Annotated in this window: 15 protein-coding genes; 5 read left to right on the top strand and 10 right to left on the bottom strand. The window is 40.8% G+C overall.

Annotated features, from left to right (window positions below; all coding sequences use genetic code 11):
- Positions 1 to 4: 4 nt before the first annotated feature.
- The 6 genes from KHA99_RS27805 to ahpC form a co-directional block, all read right to left on the bottom strand.
- A complete protein-coding gene (locus tag KHA99_RS27805; RefSeq protein WP_213120762.1) occupies positions 5 to 691 on the bottom strand; it encodes a response regulator transcription factor in 687 nt (228 codons plus the stop codon).
- A complete protein-coding gene (locus KHA99_RS27800; protein WP_213120761.1) occupies positions 691 to 2,148 on the bottom strand; it encodes a sensor histidine kinase in 1,458 nt (485 codons plus the stop codon). The genes KHA99_RS27805 and KHA99_RS27800 overlap by 1 nt, the downstream gene beginning before the upstream one ends.
- A gap of 1,043 nt (positions 2,149 to 3,191) precedes the next feature.
- Positions 3,192 to 4,319 carry a carboxynorspermidine decarboxylase gene (nspC, locus tag KHA99_RS27795; RefSeq protein WP_213120760.1) on the bottom strand — a complete coding sequence of 376 codons (1,128 nt, stop codon included), beginning with the start codon at positions 4,317 to 4,319 and terminating at the stop codon, positions 3,192 to 3,194.
- A 1-nt stretch (position 4,320) separates the two neighbouring features.
- On the bottom strand, positions 4,321 to 5,562 hold the full coding sequence (locus KHA99_RS27790) for a saccharopine dehydrogenase family protein (RefSeq protein WP_213120759.1): 1,242 nt from the start codon (positions 5,560 to 5,562) through the stop codon (positions 4,321 to 4,323).
- A 620-nt stretch (positions 5,563 to 6,182) separates the two neighbouring features.
- On the bottom strand, positions 6,183 to 7,712 hold the full coding sequence (ahpF, locus tag KHA99_RS27785; protein WP_213120758.1) for an alkyl hydroperoxide reductase subunit F: 1,530 nt from the start codon (positions 7,710 to 7,712) through the stop codon (positions 6,183 to 6,185).
- A gap of 12 nt (positions 7,713 to 7,724) precedes the next feature.
- Positions 7,725 to 8,288: an alkyl hydroperoxide reductase subunit C gene (gene ahpC / locus KHA99_RS27780; RefSeq protein WP_213120757.1), complete on the bottom strand. Its 564-nt coding sequence runs from the start codon at positions 8,286 to 8,288 to the stop codon at positions 7,725 to 7,727.
- Between the two features lie 348 nt (positions 8,289 to 8,636).
- Between ahpC and KHA99_RS27775 the strand changes: the two genes are divergently transcribed.
- The 3 genes from KHA99_RS27775 (at position 8,637) to KHA99_RS27765 (ending at position 13,840) form a co-directional block, all read left to right on the top strand.
- Positions 8,637 to 10,979 carry a helix-turn-helix domain-containing protein gene (locus KHA99_RS27775; protein WP_307852204.1) on the top strand — a complete coding sequence of 781 codons (2,343 nt, stop codon included), beginning with the start codon at positions 8,637 to 8,639 and terminating at the stop codon, positions 10,977 to 10,979.
- 215 nt (positions 10,980 to 11,194) lie between these two features.
- Complete coding sequence (locus KHA99_RS27770) at positions 11,195 to 12,610, top strand: MFS transporter (RefSeq protein ID WP_213120755.1); 1,416 nt, start codon at positions 11,195 to 11,197, stop codon at positions 12,608 to 12,610.
- Between the two features lie 45 nt (positions 12,611 to 12,655).
- Positions 12,656 to 13,840 carry an amidohydrolase gene (locus KHA99_RS27765; RefSeq protein WP_213120754.1) on the top strand — a complete coding sequence of 395 codons (1,185 nt, stop codon included), beginning with the start codon at positions 12,656 to 12,658 and terminating at the stop codon, positions 13,838 to 13,840.
- Between the two features lie 69 nt (positions 13,841 to 13,909).
- Here the strand turns inward: KHA99_RS27765 and KHA99_RS27760 are convergent, their stop codons facing one another.
- The 3 genes from KHA99_RS27760 to KHA99_RS27750 all read right to left on the bottom strand — a co-directional run bounded on the left by KHA99_RS27760 (position 13,910) and on the right by KHA99_RS27750 (position 16,038).
- Complete coding sequence (locus KHA99_RS27760; protein WP_213120753.1) at positions 13,910 to 14,134, bottom strand: hypothetical protein; 225 nt, start codon at positions 14,132 to 14,134, stop codon at positions 13,910 to 13,912.
- A gap of 3 nt (positions 14,135 to 14,137) precedes the next feature.
- Positions 14,138 to 14,458: a YbjQ family protein gene (locus KHA99_RS27755; protein ID WP_213120752.1), complete on the bottom strand. Its 321-nt coding sequence runs from the start codon at positions 14,456 to 14,458 to the stop codon at positions 14,138 to 14,140.
- Positions 14,459 to 14,598: 140 nt separating this feature from the next.
- The gene (locus KHA99_RS27750; RefSeq protein ID WP_213120751.1) at positions 14,599 to 16,038 is read right to left on the bottom strand and encodes a L,D-transpeptidase family protein; all 1,440 of its coding nucleotides are present in this window, start codon (positions 16,036 to 16,038) and stop codon (positions 14,599 to 14,601) included.
- A gap of 247 nt (positions 16,039 to 16,285) precedes the next feature.
- Here KHA99_RS27750 and KHA99_RS27745 point away from each other — a divergent pair, with 247 nt between their 5' ends.
- Entirely contained in the window at positions 16,286 to 16,726 is a 441-nt protein-coding gene (locus KHA99_RS27745; RefSeq protein ID WP_213120750.1) for a protein-tyrosine phosphatase family protein, read from the top strand.
- A gap of 51 nt (positions 16,727 to 16,777) precedes the next feature.
- Here the strand turns inward: KHA99_RS27745 and KHA99_RS27740 are convergent, their stop codons facing one another.
- Positions 16,778 to 17,194 (bottom strand): DUF1284 domain-containing protein, encoded by a 417-nt coding sequence (locus tag KHA99_RS27740; RefSeq protein ID WP_213120749.1) that lies wholly within the window; start codon positions 17,192 to 17,194, stop codon positions 16,778 to 16,780.
- Between the two features lie 225 nt (positions 17,195 to 17,419).
- Between KHA99_RS27740 and KHA99_RS27735 the strand changes: the two genes are divergently transcribed.
- A complete protein-coding gene (locus tag KHA99_RS27735; protein WP_213120748.1) occupies positions 17,420 to 19,828 on the top strand; it encodes a tetratricopeptide repeat protein in 2,409 nt (802 codons plus the stop codon).
- The last annotated feature ends 9 nt before the right edge of the window (positions 19,829 to 19,837 follow it).

Here is a 19,837-nt window from a genome sequence, read left to right as displayed (position 1 = left end):
TAGATTACCCTTTAAACCGATACCCTGCACCCCAAACCGTCTCGATATATTGCGGGGTGGACGGATCGTTTTCAATCTTTTCGCGAATCCTTCGGATGTGGACCGTGACGGTGGAAATGTCGCCCATGGAATCGAGCCCCCATACCCGTTCAAATAACTGCTCCTTGCTGAAGACATGGTTTGGATTTAGGGCCAGAAAGGTTAATACATCGAATTCCTTGGTGGTAAAAATAATCTCTTCATCGTTTATATATACCCTTCTTGACGTTTGGTCGATGCGAAGGCCGCGGATTAGGATGCTGTCATTCTGTGGCACCTTGCCGATCAGTCTCTGGTAACGGGACAGATGCGCCTTTACTCGTGCCACTAGCTCGCTCGGACTAAACGGCTTGACGATATAATCGTCTGCTCCAAGCCCTAAACCACGAATCTTATCGATATCTTCCTTTTTCGCCGAAACCATCAGGATGGGGATGTCTTTCTCGGTTCGGATTGTCTTGCAAATTTGGAACCCGTCTACTCCCGGCAGCATCAGGTCGAGCAGCACGAGGTCAAAATCCTCCGCCAGTGCCTTTTTCAGTCCGGCATCTCCAGTGAAAGCAATTTCAACCGAGAAACCCTCTATTTCTAAATAATCCCGTTCAAGCTCGGCAATACTTTTATCATCTTCAATAATTAAGATGCGTTTCACTACTCAACACCCGCCTTTTTCAACGTAAAAAGTATCGTCGTTCCTTGTCCATCTTGGCTTTCCGCCCAGATGGACCCCTGGTGCTCTTCAATAATTCGTTTCGCAATCGATAGGCCCAGGCCGCTTCCGCCTTTGTCCGTCCCCCGCGCCGAATCAGCACGATAAAAACGGTCAAATATTAAGGATAAACTCTCCTTCGTGATTCCAGGTCCATTATCTGTCATTTTAAAACGAACATAGGAATCGTTTGTTGTTAAATGAAAGGACAGCACTTTGTCCGGTTTATCAATGTATTTCAAGGAATTATCGACAATATTGGTGATGACCCTTTTCAAATTCTCACGGTCTCCAATCACTAGATAATCCCCTGATTTTTCGATATTTAAGTTAATATCAACCCGTTTTCCTTCCACATCAAAACGAAGCTCTTCAACAAAATCCTCCAAATAGTGGTCGAAGTGAATTTTTTCAAAATGAAAAAGAAGCCGCTGCAGATCCAGTTTGGAGTACAAAAAGAGTTCTTCAATCATCCTGTCCAGCTCATTTGCTTTCGAAAGAATCGTCTGCATGTAACGGTCCATTTTTTCTGGGCTGTTGGCGACCCCGTCGCGTATCCCTTCCATGTACCCTTTGATGGTCGTAATCGGTGTTCTTAAATCATGAGAAATGTTGGCAATCAGCTCTTTACGGTTTTCCTCATACGCAAGCTGCGTTTCAATCGATTCCTTTAACCTAACCCGCATTTCCTCGACACCCAAGGCAAGTTGGCCGATTTCATCCTTGGAGTAAACAGGAATCGGGATGCTGAGGTCACCTTCCTTCATGCGCAGGGCAGCCTTTTGCAGCCCGCGGATTGGGCGGATAATGCTTTTGGAGACATAATAGGTCAGTAGTCCATTCGTTCCGATTAAAACCAGAATTAATAAGGTAAATAAAATCGGGAAGAAGGTCCGCACGAATTTGGTCACGCCGCTTGCGTCCTTAACAAAAAACAAGGAGCCCTCGGAACCATCAGGATAATAGAAATCCAGCTTTTTTATCGAAACGAATTGGTGATTTACCTGCTCAACCGGTTCGATTTCCCGGAAGAGGCCAAATGGCGGCAGTTCCTTCTTGTTTAAGTCTTTTAATTTTTCGGGCAAATATATGATCTGTTTTCCTCTTCTTACAATTAAGGAGGTATCGGCGGTTTGAGTTAATCGGCTGTCAAGATCTTTAAGATAAGAGGGATCCGTGAACAGCTCTGGATTTTTCATGGTTTCCTTGCGCAAATCAATAAAAAACTGATTTTGTTCCGATATTTTCTTGTAATGCTCCGGCGGGAGGTAGATCGCCCGCAATTCTTTAACATCCGTTTTAAACAGTAACGCGACTAACACGGCGGATAAGCAAACAAAAATAATCGGCACAAGAATCATGGCTAAATTGGAAATTACAAGCCTTAATTTAATGGACATCGATTCCACTGCTTTCTTTATTAAGATTCCTTTTGGCTTATAAAAGTCCAAAAACCAACCAGTTATTTTCCCGGGTTGATATTGATATTATCTTATACCATCAGCCTCTCCGCAATGAAACGGCGAACAAGATAATCATAACCAAACAGCCTAAACAGGCTATTAAGGAGGTATTAAAAATTTATTAAATTATGGGGGAGGGAGGGAGGAGAAGGTAGCGTATTAAAGTGATCGGTTAATTTGTTGATAGAACATGTGATTCGCCAATAGAAGTTCTCAATTCGCTGATAGAACAGCTTTATCCGCTGATTGGGTGTAATTTTACGCTAAATAGTTTTCTTTTAGGGGTGAAAAATGACATTCTTTTAGGCTCAATGCCAGTATTGGTGCCTAAATTGGGAAGAAAACAACCGAAAGGGTAACCAATAGAGGGTATTGGCGCCCGAACCGGGAGGAAAATCGCCGAAAGAGTCACCAAAGACAGGTATTGGCGCCCGAACTGGAAGAAAAATCGTCGAAAGGGTAACCAATAGAGGGTATTGGCGCCCGAACCGGGAGGAAAATCGCCGAAAGAGTCACCAAAGACAGGTATTGGCGCCCGAACCGGGAAGTACAACACCAAAAGGGTAACCAATAGAGGGGATTGGTACCCGAACTGGAAGAAAAATTGCCGAAAGGGTAACCAATAGAGGGTATTGGTGCCCGAACCGGGAGGAAAATCGCCGAAAGAGTCACCAAAGACAGGTATTGGTGCCCGAACTGGGAAGAACAAGACCGAAAGGGTAATCAAAGACAGGGTTGGTACCCGAACTGGGAAGAACAACACCGAAAGAGTCACAAATAGAAGGTATTTGCGCACCAAACCAGAAGGAACTAGATGGGTAACCAATAACCGGTATTAGTGCCCGGACCGAGAAGAAAACAACCTCGATGAAGGACGTTTATTCTAGTTTAGCCCCAAATAATATATTTAATAGGACTTATACTTGGCGTTAAAATAGTAAAAACCAGACCCATCTCTGAGTCTGGTTTTGCTATACCTTTTATGCAAGTCGCATTTTAAAATCTTGATAACCAAATTCACGTACAACTTTGCAATCGCCGTCTTTATCTTTTACTGCAATGGCTGGAAGTGCCATGCCGTTGAAGGTAGTATTTTTAACCATGGTATAGATGGCCATATCGCCGAACACCAAGCGGTCGCCGCTCTTTAATGGCTGGTCAAAAGAATAATCGCCGATCACATCGCCTGTCAGGCAGGTTTGCCCGCCAAGACGATATGTATATGGCTTCTCGCCTGCTTCGCCTGAACCAAAGAGAGGAGGGCGGTAAGGCATTTCTAATACGTCAGGCATATGGCAGGTTGCAGACGTGTCAAGAATAGCGATATCCATTTTATTTTGGTGTAAATCAAGGACAGATGTAATCAGATAGCCAGCGTTAAGAGCAATCGCTTCTCCAGGCTCAAGATATACTTTCAAGCCGTACTTTTCTTGCATTCTCTTAATACAAGCTTCTAGTCTAGGAATATCGTAATCTTCTCTTGTGATATGGTGGCCGCCGCCAAAGTTGATCCATTCCATTTGTGGAAGCCATTCTCCGAATTTTTCTTCCACTGCATTAAGGGTTGTTTCTAGGTCGTCAGAGTTTTGCTGACAAAGGGTGTGGAAATGAAGACCGGACACACCTTCAAGCAATTCCGGACGGAAAAGTTCTCTAGTCACGCCGAAACGGGAACCAGGTGAACATGGATCGTAAATCGCATGTCCAATTTGAGTGGAGCATTCTGGATTGATGCGCAAGCCCACTTTTCTGCCGGCTTTTAAGGCTTTATCTTTAAATCTTTCTAACTGTGAAAAAGAGTTAAAGATAATGTGATCACAAATCGAAATGATTTCATCGATTTCATCTTCACGGTAGGCAGGGGCAAAGACGTGATTCTCTTTGCCCATTTCTTCGTAGCCTAACCGTGCTTCGAACAACCCGCTTGCTGTAGTACCACTTAAATATTGTCCAATGAGGGGATACATTGTTGTCATAGAAAAAGCTTTTTGCGCTAAAACAATCTTCGCTCCGGTACGCTGCATAACGCCGTTAAGGATTTTAAGATTTTTTTCAACAAGCTCTTCATCGACTACATAACATGGTGTTGGTAGTTCTTCAAACCGCATTTTAGCGAACTAGCTCCGGTTGTTTTGAGTCTTCAGGTAGTTCATCAACAAGAACTGGATTGAAATCCTCTACCCATGGAAGTCCCCATTTGTTTAACTCTTCCATGAATGGATCTGGATCGAATTCTTCGATATTGTATACGCCCGCTTTGTTCCATTTGCCAGTTAAGATCATGGCAGCGCCGATCATGGCCGGAACACCAGTTGTATAAGAGATGGCTTGAGAGCCGACTTCTTTATAGCATTCTTGGTGGTCACAAACATTGTATACATAATAAGTTTTATCTTTGCCGTCCTTTTTCCCTTTGAAGATACAGCCGATGTTTGTTTTGCCGACTGTACGAGGTCCAAGGGAAGCAGGGTCTGGTAATACTGCTTTCAAGAACTGAAGTGGAATGATTTGCTTTCCTTCGAATTCGATTGGTTCGATAGAAGTCATTCCTACGTTTTCAAGCGCTTTTAGGTGCATAATGTAGCTTTGGCCAAATGTCATGAAGAAACGGATACGCTTAAGTCCTGGCATGTTTTTCGCAAGGGATTCAAGCTCTTCATGGTAAAGGAGATACATATCCTTTTCGCCAACTTCCTTGAAGTTGTAAACGCGTTTGATTTCCATTGGATCTGTTTCAACCCATTCGCCATTTTCCCAATAACGACCGTTAGCAGAAACTTCGCGGATGTTAATTTCCGGGTTAAAGTTTGTTGCGAACGGATAGCCATGGTCGCCGCCGTTACAGTCAAGGATGTCGATATATTCAATTTCATCGAAATAATGTTTTAATGCATAAGCAGAGAATACGCCTGTCACGCCTGGGTCAAAGCCGCTTCCTAAAAGGGCAGTAATACCAGCTTTTTCAAAGCGCTCTTTGTATTCCCATTGCCATTTGTATTCAAATTTAGCAGTATCTTCAGGCTCATAGTTAGCTGTGTCCATGTAGTGTGTTTTCGTTGCAAGACAAGCATCCATGATGGTTAAGTCTTGGTATGGCAATGCCAGGTTCATGACGATATCTGGCTTTACTTCATTAATTAACGCGATTAGTTCATCAACGTTGTCTGCATCTACTTGAGCAGTGGTAATTTTTGTTTTGGTTGTGCTATCTAATTTAGCTTTAAGCTCGTCACATTTTGATTTTGTACGGCTTGCAATACAAATCTCTTCGAATACTTCGCTGTTTTGAACGCATTTGTGAACGGCAACAGACGCTACGCCGCCAGCCCCGATAATAAGTGCTTTACCCATTTTCATATCCCCTCACTTAGTAATATTTTTCTAACAAAAAAAGCAAGTGTAATTCGCATATTAACGCGCACAACACTTGCTTTAGATATAATCGTCATATTAAAAAGCATAAGTATACCGTAAAAAAAACACACGGATACCTCTACCATAATGGTTAATTGGACATTATGAAGAAAGCTTCTAATAATCAAAATATATCAATTGATCAGAGTCTATATAGCAAATAATGCCTTTTTCCACTCTTATTGACCGTTTCACAAGTTGTGTGCATATGCACTGGTTGTAAAGTAACCAACTTATAAAATTTGAGCTTTTAACTCAATCAATAAGGCAACCAAGTTGCCACTCGGCATTTGACCCGGCTGTCCGTATGGCCTTAACTCCCTGAAGGAAGTGGTCAAAATTATCTGCTTGGAAAGACTCAAGATTAGATATATTTTAGCTTTCCAAAATAACGCTTCTTCATATTATCCGTATATGAGATAAATGTCAATAGATTTTTTTGCTTTTTTTGAATTAACATAAATTGGTGATGTATGGGGACGGTTCTGATGCATCACGTAAAGGAAAAGGGACGGTTCTTCAGCTTCAAAATGAAGCAAAAAAACCGTCCCTTTTGTTTAATTTCTGATCAGATAATCAAATGCGCCTAAGGCTGCAGTAGCTCCTGATCCCATTGAAATGATGATTTGTTTAAATGCGCTGTCGGTACAATCGCCTGCAGCAAAGACTCCAGAGAGGGTTGTAGCGCCGTGTTTGTCTACAATGACTTCACCGAAGCGAGTGCGTTCAACTGTACCATCTAACCACTCGGTGTTTGGAACAAGACCGATTTGAACGAACACACCTTGTAGTTCAACATGGTGTTCTTTGCCAGTTGCGCGGTCAACATAGGTAATACCGTTTACTTTGTCAGTACCGGTAATTTCTTTTGTTTGCGCGTTCTTGATGACTGTTGCATTAGGAAGGCTGTTTAGGCGGTCTTGCAGGACGGAATCAGCCTTTAGCTCCGGAGCAAATTCAATAACGGTTACATGCTTCACAATACCTGCAAGGTCAATCGCTGCTTCAATGCCGGAATTTCCGCCGCCGATAACGGCCACGTCTTTGCCGGCAAACAATGGACCATCACAGTGAGGGCAGTAGGCTACACCTTTGTTCTTGAATTCCGCTTCGCCAGGAACATTGACATTACGCCAGCGTGCACCTGTTGAAAGGATGACCGTCTTACTTTTTAGAACAGCGCCATTTTCAAGCTCCACTTCGACGAGGTCATTTTTTTCCAAGCGTTTCGCACGCTGCAGATTCATGACATCAACGTTGTACTCTTTCACATGCTCTTCGAGACTTGCTACGAGCTTAGGACCTTCCGTGTATTTCGTCCCAATTAGGTTTTCAATACCCAGCGTGTCCATCACCTGGCCGCCGAAGCGTTCTGCCACAATACCAGTACGAATGCCTTTACGTGCAGCGTAAATTGCCGCACTCGCACCGGCAGGGCCGCCTCCGATAACAAGCACATCGTATGGATCTTTATTGGCAAACTCTGAAGCATCTGGTTCGCTGCCAATCTTGGCAAGGATCTCTTCGAGTGACATCCGGCCGCTGCCGAAGGTTTCACCATTTAGGAAAACCGTTGGAACCGCCATGATGTCTTTGCTGTCAACTTCTTCTTTAAATGCCGCACCATCAATCATTGTATGAGAGATGTTTGGGTTAAGAACGCTCATCACGTTCAGTGCTTGTACAACATCAGGACAGTTGTGGCAGGTTAGGCTAACGTAAGTTTCAAAGTGATATTCACCTTTGATATTTTTCACTTGGTCAATGACTTTTTGGTCAACCTTCGGTGCTCTTCCGCTAACCTGAAGCAGTGCCAACACTAGGGAAGTAAATTCGTGTCCAAGTGGGACTCCGGCAAATGTTACCCCCGTATCTTCTCCAATCCGATTTACACTAAAGCTTGGCGTTCTCTGCAATTCTGTTTTCTCTACCTTAAAACGGGGTGACATGGTAGCTAATTCGTCCACAAGGGCTAGCATGTCACGAGAAACTTCATCAGATCCAGCGCTAACTTTAAGCAGCACATCGCCCTCCATCATTTGAAGATATTGGGATAATTGTGCTTTTATATCTGCATCTAAAATCATAGTTAGGACTCCTTAAATTTTGCCAACTAGATCAAGGCTTGGCTTAAGAGTTTGAGCTCCTTCTTGCCATTTAGCAGGGCAAACTTCACCTGGGTTGCTACGAACATACTGTGCTGCTTTAATCTTGTTAACGATTGTGCTTGCGTCACGGCCGATGCCATCTGCATTGATTTCCATAGCTTGGACAACACCGTCTGGATCGATGATGAAAGTAGCGCGTTGTGCAAGACCTTCTGCTTCGTCAAGTACATCGAATGCGCGAGTAATCTTTTGTGAAGGGTCGCCGATCATAACATATTCGATTTTGCTGATAGCTGGTGAGTGATCATGCCATGCTTTATGAGTGAAGTGAGTATCTGTTGAACAAGAGTATACTTCAACACCAAGATCTTTAAGAGTTGCATATTGGTTTTGCAGGTCTTCTAATTCAGTAGGGCATACGAATGTGAAGTCTGCTGGATAGAAGCAAAGGACGCTCCATTTACCTTTTAAAGTTTCTTCAGAAACTGAGATAAACTCACCATTTTGGTAAGCTTGTGCTAAGAATGGTTGTACTTCTTTACCGATTAAAGACATAATGATCTTCCTCCTGAGGGTGTATTAATAAATAGTTCACTATAGCAGTATAGCCAAAACTACAGGGAACTAATTATTTTCCTTTTAATTATAATTAGTTTTTTAAAATAATTCTAATACAAGAGATATTATTATATAAATATTGCCGTTTTGTCAAGGAGAATGAACTCTTATTTAAAATAATTGGCGCTAATCAATATACTGACAAAAAAACTCTAATTTTCAATTGTTATTAACATTTCTCAATTAACTGATTCACAGGGACGGTTCTTCTGCCTCACTGAGGCAGAAGAACCGTCCCTGTGAATCTTTTTTGGATACAATGAATAAATGAAGGGAGTGATACAAGTGGCTGCAGGTGAAGACTTTCAGTTGCGTTTACAACATATTGAGCTTTTATCATCTACTCTGTATTCGGGGATTGAAATTTTCCTTGTCCTGGATGGTGAATTAGTGATTGAAACCAATAGCCGGTTTTATCACCTTAAAGAATATGACTACCTTGTTATTAACCGAAATCAAATATATCAAGTCCGAGGTTCGAAGAAAAATACGGTTTTAACATTAAGTATTTCTGATTCTTTTATTTCGCAATATTATCCGGAGTACCGTCGTTATCAATTTGAGTTGTTTTCCCAGCAAATAGATAGAGGGAAAGAAAATTTGATGTCGGAAATGCGGAAACTACTTGCTCAATTAATGGTTATTTATTGCAGACAGGATGAAGGCTACCGTCTTGAAATGCACGAAATGCTTTGTAAGATTTTAATCACTTTAATTCGCCGATTTAAAAAGCAGGGAAGGATTTCTGAAAATATTCATGTCGAGGATACCAGGCTGAAACAGATTATCTTGTATCTTGAACAGCATTATGATGAACAGCTCACATTGGAGGACGTTGCTCATAAATTTTATCTGTCTCCCAGTTATTTCTCGCGATATTTTAAACAGCAATTAGGTACAGGCTTTATCAATTTTTTTATGAATATTCGTTTAGAACACAGCGTTAAGGATTTGCTCTATACAACCGAATCGATTACGTATATATCATTGAAAAATGGCTTTCCTAATACCAAATCTTTTTCAAATTTGTTTAAGAAGGTTTATGGGGAAACGCCGCATACTTTTCGTGAAAAGAACTCACAGGAAAAAGTTGCTCTAGTTGAAAGCCTTCAGCTGCAAGAATCAGAGACCCTTCTTAGTTCTCCAGATATATTAATGAAATTAGGCGCTCTTATAGCGGAAGGTGAAAATAACAAACCCTTTAGTAATACGGAAACCGGCTTTGAAGAGCTGGAAATTGATGTGAGTTCGGTAAATAGAAAAATATTAAATCATCCAAACCATATTTTAATGATTGGCGAACTAAGGGAATTACTAAAAAAACCCGTTCGAACACAAGTGCTGTTAGCGAAAGAAGATTTACATATCAAATATGTTGGAATTCAGAAATTACTGAGTGGAAGGACGATATCTCCAGCGGTAGAAACAGATGAATTAATACCAACGACATCACCGTATTATAATTCAGATGAAGTCATTCAGTTTATGAAAACGAATGATTTGTCTTTATATATTCAAGTAAACTACGCTGAAATATCATCCGATGAAAATGTCTATCTTCATAAACTACAGAACTTTTTAAAACATTGCTTACAAGTATTCGGTGAAAGTTATCTTGCCACATGGTGCTTTTTATTTTCAGAAACATTTGGTCAGGCTTTTGAGAGTAAACAATTAGAGAAATTTTATTTGAAACTGCGGAATTTAATAAAAACAGAAATTCCTTCGATTCAAGTAGGGGCGTTTTTACCTTTTTCATTTACCGTAGGTACAACAAATGACCAGTATAAATGGATTTTGCAGCAAGCTATGGAAATTGATTTTATCGCCTATAAAGTAAGCCCTAATGAAGTGATCGATTTTAAAGAATTAATCGACCATCATTATGGGTTAGCAAAAGATTTTATAAAGGAAAAAACGGATAAATTAAAGCAATATTTAAAATCGCATTCCATTGAGAAGCCGCTGCATTTGCTGACTTGGAACACCATTTCAGGAAATACCCGATATACGAACGGAACCTTTTTCCGGGGAGCTTTAATCTTGAATGATGCCATAAAAGTTTCGGATGACGTGAAAACGCTCGGTTTCTGGATTAATACCGAAACACACGAGCAAAATATCGGAGGAAAAGATATTCCCCTAGAAGGAATGGAGTTGTTTCATTATTTTAATGGTAAGCGGCCTGTCTATTATGCCATGTCATTCTTCAAAAAATTGCAAGGTAAAGTAGTCGCAAAGGGTCCATCTTATATCATGACAGAAAATGAACGCGGCTATCAGCTTGTATTAATGAACAGTAATATTGTGAACCCCTATTTTTCAATTGAAGAAACTTTTCTGCAAAAATTAATGAGAGAAATGCGGGTAACGATTAAAGGGATTCCCTGCGGTGAATATCAAATTCGCAAATATGTTTTTGATAAAGACCATGGGGCCCTTTATAAAAACTGGAGGGAAAACAATAGTAAATATGGTATGGACCAAGAGATTATTGACTATATTATCCGGACAAGCCATCCAAGTTTAGAGGTTTTTGATGAAATGATTGATGAGGAGTGGTCGTTTTACTCCTATTTAACTATAAATGCGGTTCACTTTTTTGATATAAGAAAAGTAATCCTATAAGGTAAAAAATTGACCGTAAAATTTTGTGTTCCTATTTTTTAAGTTAATAAATGCCTTTGACGATACCGTTATCTGCATAAAAAATGACTCCTTTTACAAGGGGTCATTTTTTTATAATAAAGGCACAAGATGATTTAAATCACCTGTTTTACTTTTAAAAGTTTGCAGTTTAACCAAGACAAAAAAAACAAATTATAATGGTCAAGGAGGAATTTATGATGACCTATAAAGGTACAAATAAATTAATTACCGGGATTGTGTTTGGCGTTATTACATTCTGGCTGTTTGCACAAGCAATGGTCAATGTCGTCCCATCTGTTCAAGCGGATTTAGGGGTATCACTTGAGGCGTTGAATATAGCGATTAGCTTAAGTGCTTTATTTTCAGGTATGTTTATTGTGGCTGCGGGCGGGCTTGCAGATAAAATAGGCCGTAAAAAAATTACCAATATTGGATTGATTTTAAGCATTATCGGATCCCTTTGTTTAGTTTTTGCCCAAGGGGCGGTTCTTCTTATTATCGGTCGGATCATTCAAGGCTTGTCCGCAGCATGTATTATGCCGGCAACTATTGCGTTAGTAAAAGCGTATTATGAGGGAGCAGATAGACAGCGAGCATTAAGCTTTTGGTCCATCGGTTCTTGGGGCGGATCAGGGGTTTGTTCATTTGCCGGGGGCGCGATTGCTACTTACATGGGATGGAGATGGATCTTTATCTTTTCCATCATATTTGCCCTTCTTGGTATGTTTTTAATTAAGGATACTCCAGAGAGTAAGGGTGAAACATCTGGTGCTTTTAAATTCGATTATGCAGGCTTAGTCATCTTCATTATTACCATGCTTGCGTTAAACGTATTTATCGCCTTTGGAGCAGATTTAGGGTGGACAAGCCCAACTACCATCATTCTTGCGGCTGTTGCGATTGTTGGAGCGATTGTCTTTTTCAAGGTGGAAAAAAACAAAAAAATCGTGCTAATTGACTTTTCTTTATTTAAAAATAAGCCATACGCAGGAGCGACCTATTCAAACTTCCTATTAAATGCAATCGCAGGCACACTTGTTGTCGCAAACACTTATGTTCAAGTCGGCAGGGGATTCACAGCCTTCCAATCAGGTATGCTGTCACTCGGCTACTTGGTTGCTGTGTTAGCCATGATTCGAGTCGGAGAGAAAATTCTTCAAAAAGTTGGCGCGAAGAAACCGATGATTTGGGGAACGATTATTACAACAGTTGGCGTTGCGATGATGGGATTAACCTTCCTGAATGACTTATCATATACGATTGCCGTGTTTATTGGCTTTGCCTTATTTGGCCTGGGACTTGGAATATATGCAACCCCTTCTACTGATACTTCAGTATCCAATGCTCCATCCAACAAAGTGGGGGAAGCAGCTGGAATTTATAAAATGGCAAGTTCGCTTGGCGGCGCCTTCGGTGTGGCGATTTCCGCGACAGTCTACAGCACAATGGCGGCCGTTACCAGCATTGAAGTCGCAGCAACCGCAGGCGTGATTGTAAATGTGATCTTTGGCGTGCTGGCGCTGTTATCAATTATCATCATGGTTCCGCAAAATGCAGGGAAAGAGAAAGAGCGTGGGCGTGTTCTAAAGACCAAACCCCAAGCAAGTTAATGTGCGGAGAATTTTTGCAAAAAAGATTGAATGGAGGAACTGGGAATGAAGAGCAAACTAATGCAAATGTTAGAAGAGCGTAAAGAAGAGATGATAGAAATTCGCCGATATCTTCATGAACATCCTGAACTATCGTTTGAAGAAGAAAACACAAGCAGATATATCGAAGAATTTTATAAAGGAAAGGATGTCAAGGTAGATCGGAAAGTGGGCGGCGGCAACGGGTTAATCGTGACGATTACAGGCGGAAAGCCTGGGAAGACGATTGGATTACGCGCTGATTTCGATGCTCTGCCAATATTTGAAGAGACAGATGTCCCGTTTAAATCGAAAAATCCAGGTGTCATGCATGCCTGCGCTCATGATGGACATACAGCCTATCTCATGGTTCTGGCCGATTGTTTAATCCAGCTAAAGGATGAAATTCCCGGTACAATTAAAATTATCCACCAGCCTGCTGAAGAGGTACCGCCAGGCGGAGCAATCGGCATGATTGAATCTGGGCTGCTTGATGATTTGGACAATATTTTCGGTATTCATTTACTGCCAATGGGACCTTCCGGGGTTGTTGGCTATAACAGTGGATACGTCTTTCCTGGACGTGCCTACTTTAAATTAAAGGTCCAAGGGGTAGGCGGTCATGGTTCTTCGCCACATTTAGCCAATGATGCGATTGTCGCCGGAGCTCATTTTGTAACGGCTGTTCAAACCGTTATCAGCCGCCGCTTAAACCCATTTGATATGGGCGTCGTCACCATTGGATCATTTGATGGGAAGGGTACCTTTAATGTCATTAAGGATAGTGTGGAAATTGAAGGCGATGTTCGGGCAATGACAGATGAAACCCGGGAGTTAATCGAAACAGAAATTCGCCGTATTTCAAGAGGGATTGAGGAAGAATTTAACGTCACTTGTGAGATGACATATACACCAGACTATCCGCCGCTCTATAATAATCCGGACCTAACGGAAATGGTGGCAGAGATTCTAAAAAATGCAAATGATAAAGATATTACGGAAGTACAGGAATTCCCGAAATTATCACCATCAGAAGACTTTGCACACTATGCAAAAAAATTCCCGGCCTGCTTCTTCTACATTTGCTGTACACCAAAAGGAGTAGAAAAACCATACTTCAACCACCATCCGAAATTTGACATAGACGAAGACGCCCTTCTAGTAGCAGCAAAAGCTGTCGGCCAGGTTGTTTGCGGTTATTATGGAATATGATGCATGGGGACGGTTCTTCTGCCTCAAAAAAATGAAGCAGAAGAACAGTCCCCGTGTTTTACCTTTTGTTTAGTCCTCTTTATAAAATCGCTCTCCGGTCTCCGGATTGAAGTAAACGACTAATTTTTTATTGGTGGTTGGATCAATGGATACTTCATTTGTTCGGATGAAGCCTTTAGGTACTTGCTGTCCATGTTTATTCTTGAAGCGACGGTCCCAAATGAGCCAGGAGAGGATGATTAGAATAATCAGGATGAAGATTTGGATGCCGTAAAATCCCAAAATCCACTTCATAGTTTATTCCTTTTCCGCAACAACAGCTGTTCCGTAAGCAACAATTTCACTCATATTCTGTCCGATTTCTCCTGAGTCAAAGCGCATCATAATAATCGCGTTTGCCCCCATTGCTGCAGCGTTTTTCACCATCCGGTCGATCGCTTGTTTTCTGGCATCTTCAAGCATTTCTGTATACTGATTGATTTCTCCGCCTACAAGCCCCTTTAAAGAAGCCATGATGTCTTTACCAATTCCTCTTGCCCTGACAGTTAACCCAAATACAGGACCTAACACTTCTGTTACTTTATGATTCGCAATATTCTCGGTTGTTACGATAATCATACCGATCCGCCCCTTAACAAAAATAATACCTACATGTCTATTTTACTTTCCGTTGGATATAAATACCATTACTTTTTAGTGTGCAAGGGGCCAGTTCTTCTGCTGAAAATTGAAGCAGAAGAACTGGCCCTTGGTCATTTTTAATAAACGATAACTGGCTGATAGGCACTGAGGTTATTGTATACGGTTTTCATCACGCTTGGCGGTGTGTTGACACAGCCGTGTGATCCTGCCGCAAGATAGGCTTTACTTCCCCAATTTGATCGCCAGCTGGCATCGTGGAATCCCTGTCCGTCATTCGTAAAAGGGGCCCAATAATCAACAGGAGTCTGATAAGTGATTTTTCCGTTTTCTCTGCCCGTTAGGGTGGCATGTGTTTGCTTATAGAGGATATACCACACTCCTGGTGATGTACCATGACCGGTGCTCTGTGTGCCTGTTACGACATTCGTCGTGACGACTAATTGTCCATTTTTGTATATCCAAATTCGCTGCTCGGCAATGGAGACTTCAGCATACGTATCTCCAATGCCATTGTTCGTAATCGTATCATATCCGTAGCCTTCACCTTTCCAGCCCTTACCGTAAATATTGGAGGCGGCAACGGATTTCTCCCCATTTTCAAAAGCTGCCTGAATCCGCGGTATTTCTTTATCAACGTTTATGGCCCAGCCATAGCCTTTGCCTTTTACCGATATCACTGAACCTGAATGAGTCTTGAATGAGAAATCTTTATTTAATGTGGATTGTGAATTATTAATTTCAGCGATCTTATTCTTTATATCACCAGCATCATCAATCTTAATCTGCAAATCTTTTGAAATGGACGCATTTTTAATTAATTCGCTGGCGTTTAACGAAAAAACTTTATCCTGAACCTTATATTCAACGGTCCGTGCAAGGAATTCCTCCAGCTTTTTCTGTTGACTTTTTACAAACTCGCTGTCTTCTTTAATGGGCTGTATGTATACAGGATTAAGGTGGACTTCACCAACATATTCATGCTTTTCGTAGTCCTTGAGAAGACTGGCGACATCATACTGTTCACCGTCAATGCTGTTAGAAACAACAATTTTACCTTGTTCCAAACGAACAACAGCATCTTGAGGCACCTTTAAACTTTGATTCATGGATAGCAGCTTTTCTTCCAACTGTTTTTTCAACGTCTGATTTCGATATTGGTCCTGAATTCCAGGCATTAATGAATAATCTTTTGCTTTTGAAGACGGTAAAAACGTCCACTGGCTTTTTAATAATTTTTTGACATCGGCCAAATCTTTGTCCGTAAATGCCATCTTCGTATCTTCACCATCTATAATTTGCTGATTGCCGATATAGACCACGTTTTTTAACTCGGTTGTTTTTAACTTGTCAAGTGCTTGCTCAGCACTCAGTCCATTGACTTTTACGCTATTAATCTTGATATTTGAATTAAAGTGGGTTGCCTGATAATAGCTGCCTGCCGCAATGACTGCAAGACCAACGATGATACTTCCTGTGATAAACTTCCAGTTTGCAAATCGTTTTGTTGGATTTGCGCGTTGTTGATTGATTTCATTAATATTTACCGTACTTTCCAAAAAGAATCCCCCCACCCTAGGTAATTTCAGCTATCCATCCTATAGACGTTAAGTATGTTGGTTATGTTTCAAGTTTTACTATTTTTTAACAAAAACATTAAATTGTAACTACTATTCTACTAAATGTAATCGTCAAACATTGTCGTTTTTTGTATGCACGTAAAAAATTCTGGGATAGGAAGGATGGGGAACTTAACCTTTCTTTTTTCATAAAGTAAATTAATGATGTATGGAGGAGTAAACAAATTTGAACCATATTGAAATGATTCCAGGAAGATTGTACGCAGGGGGGAGTATTTCCTCCGATGACTGGGACTTTGTTAAAAGAAAAAAAATATCGGCAATCGTAAACCTCTGCATAACCCCTGATCAGCCTGAATTTGATTTTTCAAGGAGAGTTATGATTTGGTCTCCCATCTTTCTTTGGGTTAAACCAAGTGTGGAATGGTTAGATAATTTGATAAAGCAAATAGACAAGTTGATGGACCGGGGACATCGAGTTCTAATCCATTGCAGGTTTGGCATACACAGAACTGGTTTGATTCTAACTGCTTTTTATATGTACCGATATCGGTTAGATCGTGAACTGGCACTGAGGAAAGTCAGGAGAAAGAAACCAGATGTCGCACCACCGCCCATTTATATGGAAGTATTATCAAGATACGAAAAATTTCTGGGCATAAAGTGATGCATGGGGACGGTTCTTCTGCCTCTGAGGCAGAAGAACCGTCCCCATGTTTCATTTAACTTCCCTTAAGCCCTTCCCGTCATGAATCTCTTGAATCCCTTCCTCACAAACTCCGTAGGAACGCCAGGAGCATGTTTCGCAGATGGTTTGAATATCGGCGGGGACGACAAACTTTCGGATGTGCGATTCGATCTCTTCCCAACTCAGAATTTGCCAGATTTTAAGCCCCATTTTCTCTAAAATAGCGGCGTCTCTTTCATATATATGCTTGTCTTCGCAGTGGTATTGCCCGGTGCTAGGATATTTTTCGCACAAATGGTCAGGTCCATTTACAAGATGAATTAAAGTTGTGGGATTTTTTCTCAAGTTTTCATGCAAACGTGTCATATTTTTCACGTATTCTTCGGAATAGCCCATTCCCCGATAGCCGAGAAGGCAAAAAAGATGATGACCTCGCAGCCTATACATAATTCTCCTCCTAATTTAATGTTAAAGGTAAACTTGAAATACATTTTGGTTAACACATTATGCGTATTATAACACGTTAAATGATGCACGGGGACGATTCTTCTGCTTCAAAAGCAGAAGAACCGTCTCCTTTTTTATATTGCTTATGATGCACCAGAACCGTCCCCATGCATCATCTCCTGTTATAATAAATATCATATACTTTTTAGCATATAGGGTGGTTGAATGGGATTTAAGAGACCGAGTTTAGAGGAGAAATTAAGTCAGCAGTCTAGTGATATTTTCGTTGGACGCGAGGAGATTTTACTGGATTTTTTTAGGGAGGATAGCCTGGCCCCGCTTTCCTTTGAAACATATAAGGTTCGTTCCTTTTATGGGGTAGGAGGCATTGGGAAAACAGCTCTCAGGAAGGAGATGGTCAAAAGAATCCAACAGAACTTGGATACTGTCGGCATTCTAAATTTTGAAACAAAGGAGCATCAAAAAATTGATAATGCTCTTATTCATTTAAGAAAATCTTTAGGGAAAAAGTACAAAATAAATTTCGCCTTGTTTGACATCGCCTATTCCTTGTACATGAATAAAGCATACCCAAATCTCGCTTTAAATGACTCATCCGCCCCGCTATTAGATGAAAGTGACTTCCTTTTAGATGTCATCAATACAGTAAAGGAAATTCCGGGCATTAGTCTTGTTCCTAAGATATATAACTTATATCATAAAGGCCATAAATTAGTAACTAGGTATTTAAATGAAAGGAAAATGAGCTATCTATCTTTGTTGTCTGATAAAGAAGCATCTGAACTCCTCTTATTGCTGCCGCAAATTTTCAGTGAGGATTTGCTGGAATATATCCAAAAAAATGCCGCTAAAGTTTATATTTTTATAGATACATATGAAGCTCTATGGGAAGACCAGCGTTTAAAAGGGGACGAGTTTTACGTAGATGAATGGATTCGCGAGTGGATTCAAGTCACCCCAGGCATAACATGGGTGATTTTTGGACGGGAACGGTTACGATGGGCCGAGAAAGATAAAGATTGGAATGATGTCATTGTTCAGACGCAGCTAACCTCATTAGGTGAAGAAGTTGGAGCAGAGATCTTACGCCGCCACGGCATTTATCAAGAAGAGGTCATCTCTACGATATTGGGCTACTCTAAAGGGCTCCCGTATTCGATTGAACTTTCCGTCGATTTATTTAAAAGAATTTTAAAAGAAAGGGAACCTGTAAAGGAAGATTTCCAATTTGAGAAAAATGTAGAAAAGCTGTTCACTCGTTTCATGAAATACCTGACAAAGGGTGAACGAAGAGCGTTAGAGTTGTTGGCTCTCACCCGTTCCTGGGATCGCGAGTTATTTACACTGCTTGTGAAACAATTTGATATTGGCTTTTATGCGGATGATTTTGATGACCTTATTCATTTTTCTTTTATAAAGATGGGTGCTGATGGAAGATGGGAAATGCATTCTTTGATGCGTGAAAGCTTGCGCGACCATATTGGTAATCATAAATTTATGGAAGGAAACCAGTTTTTATTTAAATATTTTTCATCACTGCTAAGTCGATATGAATTTAAATCAACGGTAGAAAAGCCCTCTTTTTGGCTGGATGAATCATTTTTTCATGGGTTTAGTTTGGCGGTGAAGAATTTGATGCCGTTAGAGGAGTTTGTGGAATGGTTCAGAGCGGAGGACTCGAGATTTTTTAATTACGGTAAGTGGGAGGTTTCCATTCCCCTGCATCAGCAGCTAATCAACTATCTTGACCCGATGCCAACAGACAAGGCAGGTCAGGTATTGGCAATCATTGTATATGACTTGGCCTTTATATATTTTAAACAAACAAAATATCAAGAAGCGGAAAAGCTGTTTAGAAAAGCAGTTGATCTTGCTGAGAAGGTATACGGGCCAAATAATAGCTTTACAGCAAAAACCTATTATGGCTTGGCTACCATCTTTCACAATCAGGGAAAATATGAGGATGCGGAGCCTTTATATTTAGAGTCATTAAGGATTAGGGAGCAGGTCTTGGGAGCAAATCACCTTGGCGTTGCGTTATCTGCCAACAACCTTGCGACACTTTATCAAGATATGGGCAGACTGGAAGAAGCGGAGCCTCTCTATTTAAAATCAATCGAAATCCGAAAAAGACCGGAGAATTTTGATGAGAGAAAGATTGCCGCAGCATATATCAGTCTTGTCTATTTTTATCACCATAAAAGGGAATACGAGGATGCGGCAAAGATGGGGCTTGCGGTGATTAAGTTTGGTAAAAAAGTCTTTGGTATGACCCATATTAACTTTAGTCAGGCTCTAAATCATTTAGGGAACGTATACATACGGCAAGGAAAGTATCGGAAAGCGCAAAATCTTTATCAAAAGGCTTTGCAAATCGTGGTTGGAAATTTGGGGGACTCCTCCGCGGAAGCAGCAAAGGTCTATCACAATCTTGCCGTGTTATCCTTTTTATTAAGTAAGCAGGCAGCCGTAACCGGATATATGGAAAAATGTCTAGAAATAAAGAAAGAAATCTTTGGAGACGCTCACTTTCGTTATCTTCAATCAGTAAAGGTCCGTGAACAAATCGATCATCAAGACATTATCCCAGACGGGGTATATCTTGATTTTTAGGAGTGATTT

The sequence above is a fragment of the Neobacillus rhizophilus genome (genome assembly GCF_018343535.1).
GTDB classification, from domain to species: Bacteria; Bacillota; Bacilli; order Bacillales; family Cytobacillaceae; genus Neobacillus; species Neobacillus rhizophilus.
The sequence above is the reverse complement of the archived record's forward strand: the minus strand, read 5'-3'. Positions and strand labels throughout refer to the sequence as shown.

Coding starts and splice junctions, on each gene's coding strand:
- KHA99_RS27800 (WP_213120761.1), bottom strand. CDS start 2,148: ATGTCCATTAAATTAAGGCTTGTAATTTCCAATTTAGCCATGATTCTT.
- nspC (WP_213120760.1), bottom strand. CDS start 4,319: ATGCGGTTTGAAGAACTACCAACACCATGTTATGTAGTCGATGAAGAG.
- KHA99_RS27790 (WP_213120759.1), bottom strand. CDS start 5,562: ATGGGTAAAGCACTTATTATCGGGGCTGGCGGCGTAGCGTCTGTTGCC.
- ahpF (WP_213120758.1), bottom strand. CDS start 7,712: ATGATTTTAGATGCAGATATAAAAGCACAATTATCCCAATATCTTCAA.
- ahpC (WP_213120757.1), bottom strand. CDS start 8,288: ATGTCTTTAATCGGTAAAGAAGTACAACCATTCTTAGCACAAGCTTAC.
- KHA99_RS27770 (WP_213120755.1), top strand. CDS start 11,195: ATGATGACCTATAAAGGTACAAATAAATTAATTACCGGGATTGTGTTT.
- KHA99_RS27765 (WP_213120754.1), top strand. CDS start 12,656: ATGAAGAGCAAACTAATGCAAATGTTAGAAGAGCGTAAAGAAGAGATG.
- KHA99_RS27760 (WP_213120753.1), bottom strand. CDS start 14,134: ATGAAGTGGATTTTGGGATTTTACGGCATCCAAATCTTCATCCTGATT.
- KHA99_RS27755 (WP_213120752.1), bottom strand. CDS start 14,458: ATGATTATCGTAACAACCGAGAATATTGCGAATCATAAAGTAACAGAA.
- KHA99_RS27740 (WP_213120749.1), bottom strand. CDS start 17,194: ATGTATAGGCTGCGAGGTCATCATCTTTTTTGCCTTCTCGGCTATCGG.
- KHA99_RS27735 (WP_213120748.1), top strand. CDS start 17,420: ATGGGATTTAAGAGACCGAGTTTAGAGGAGAAATTAAGTCAGCAGTCT.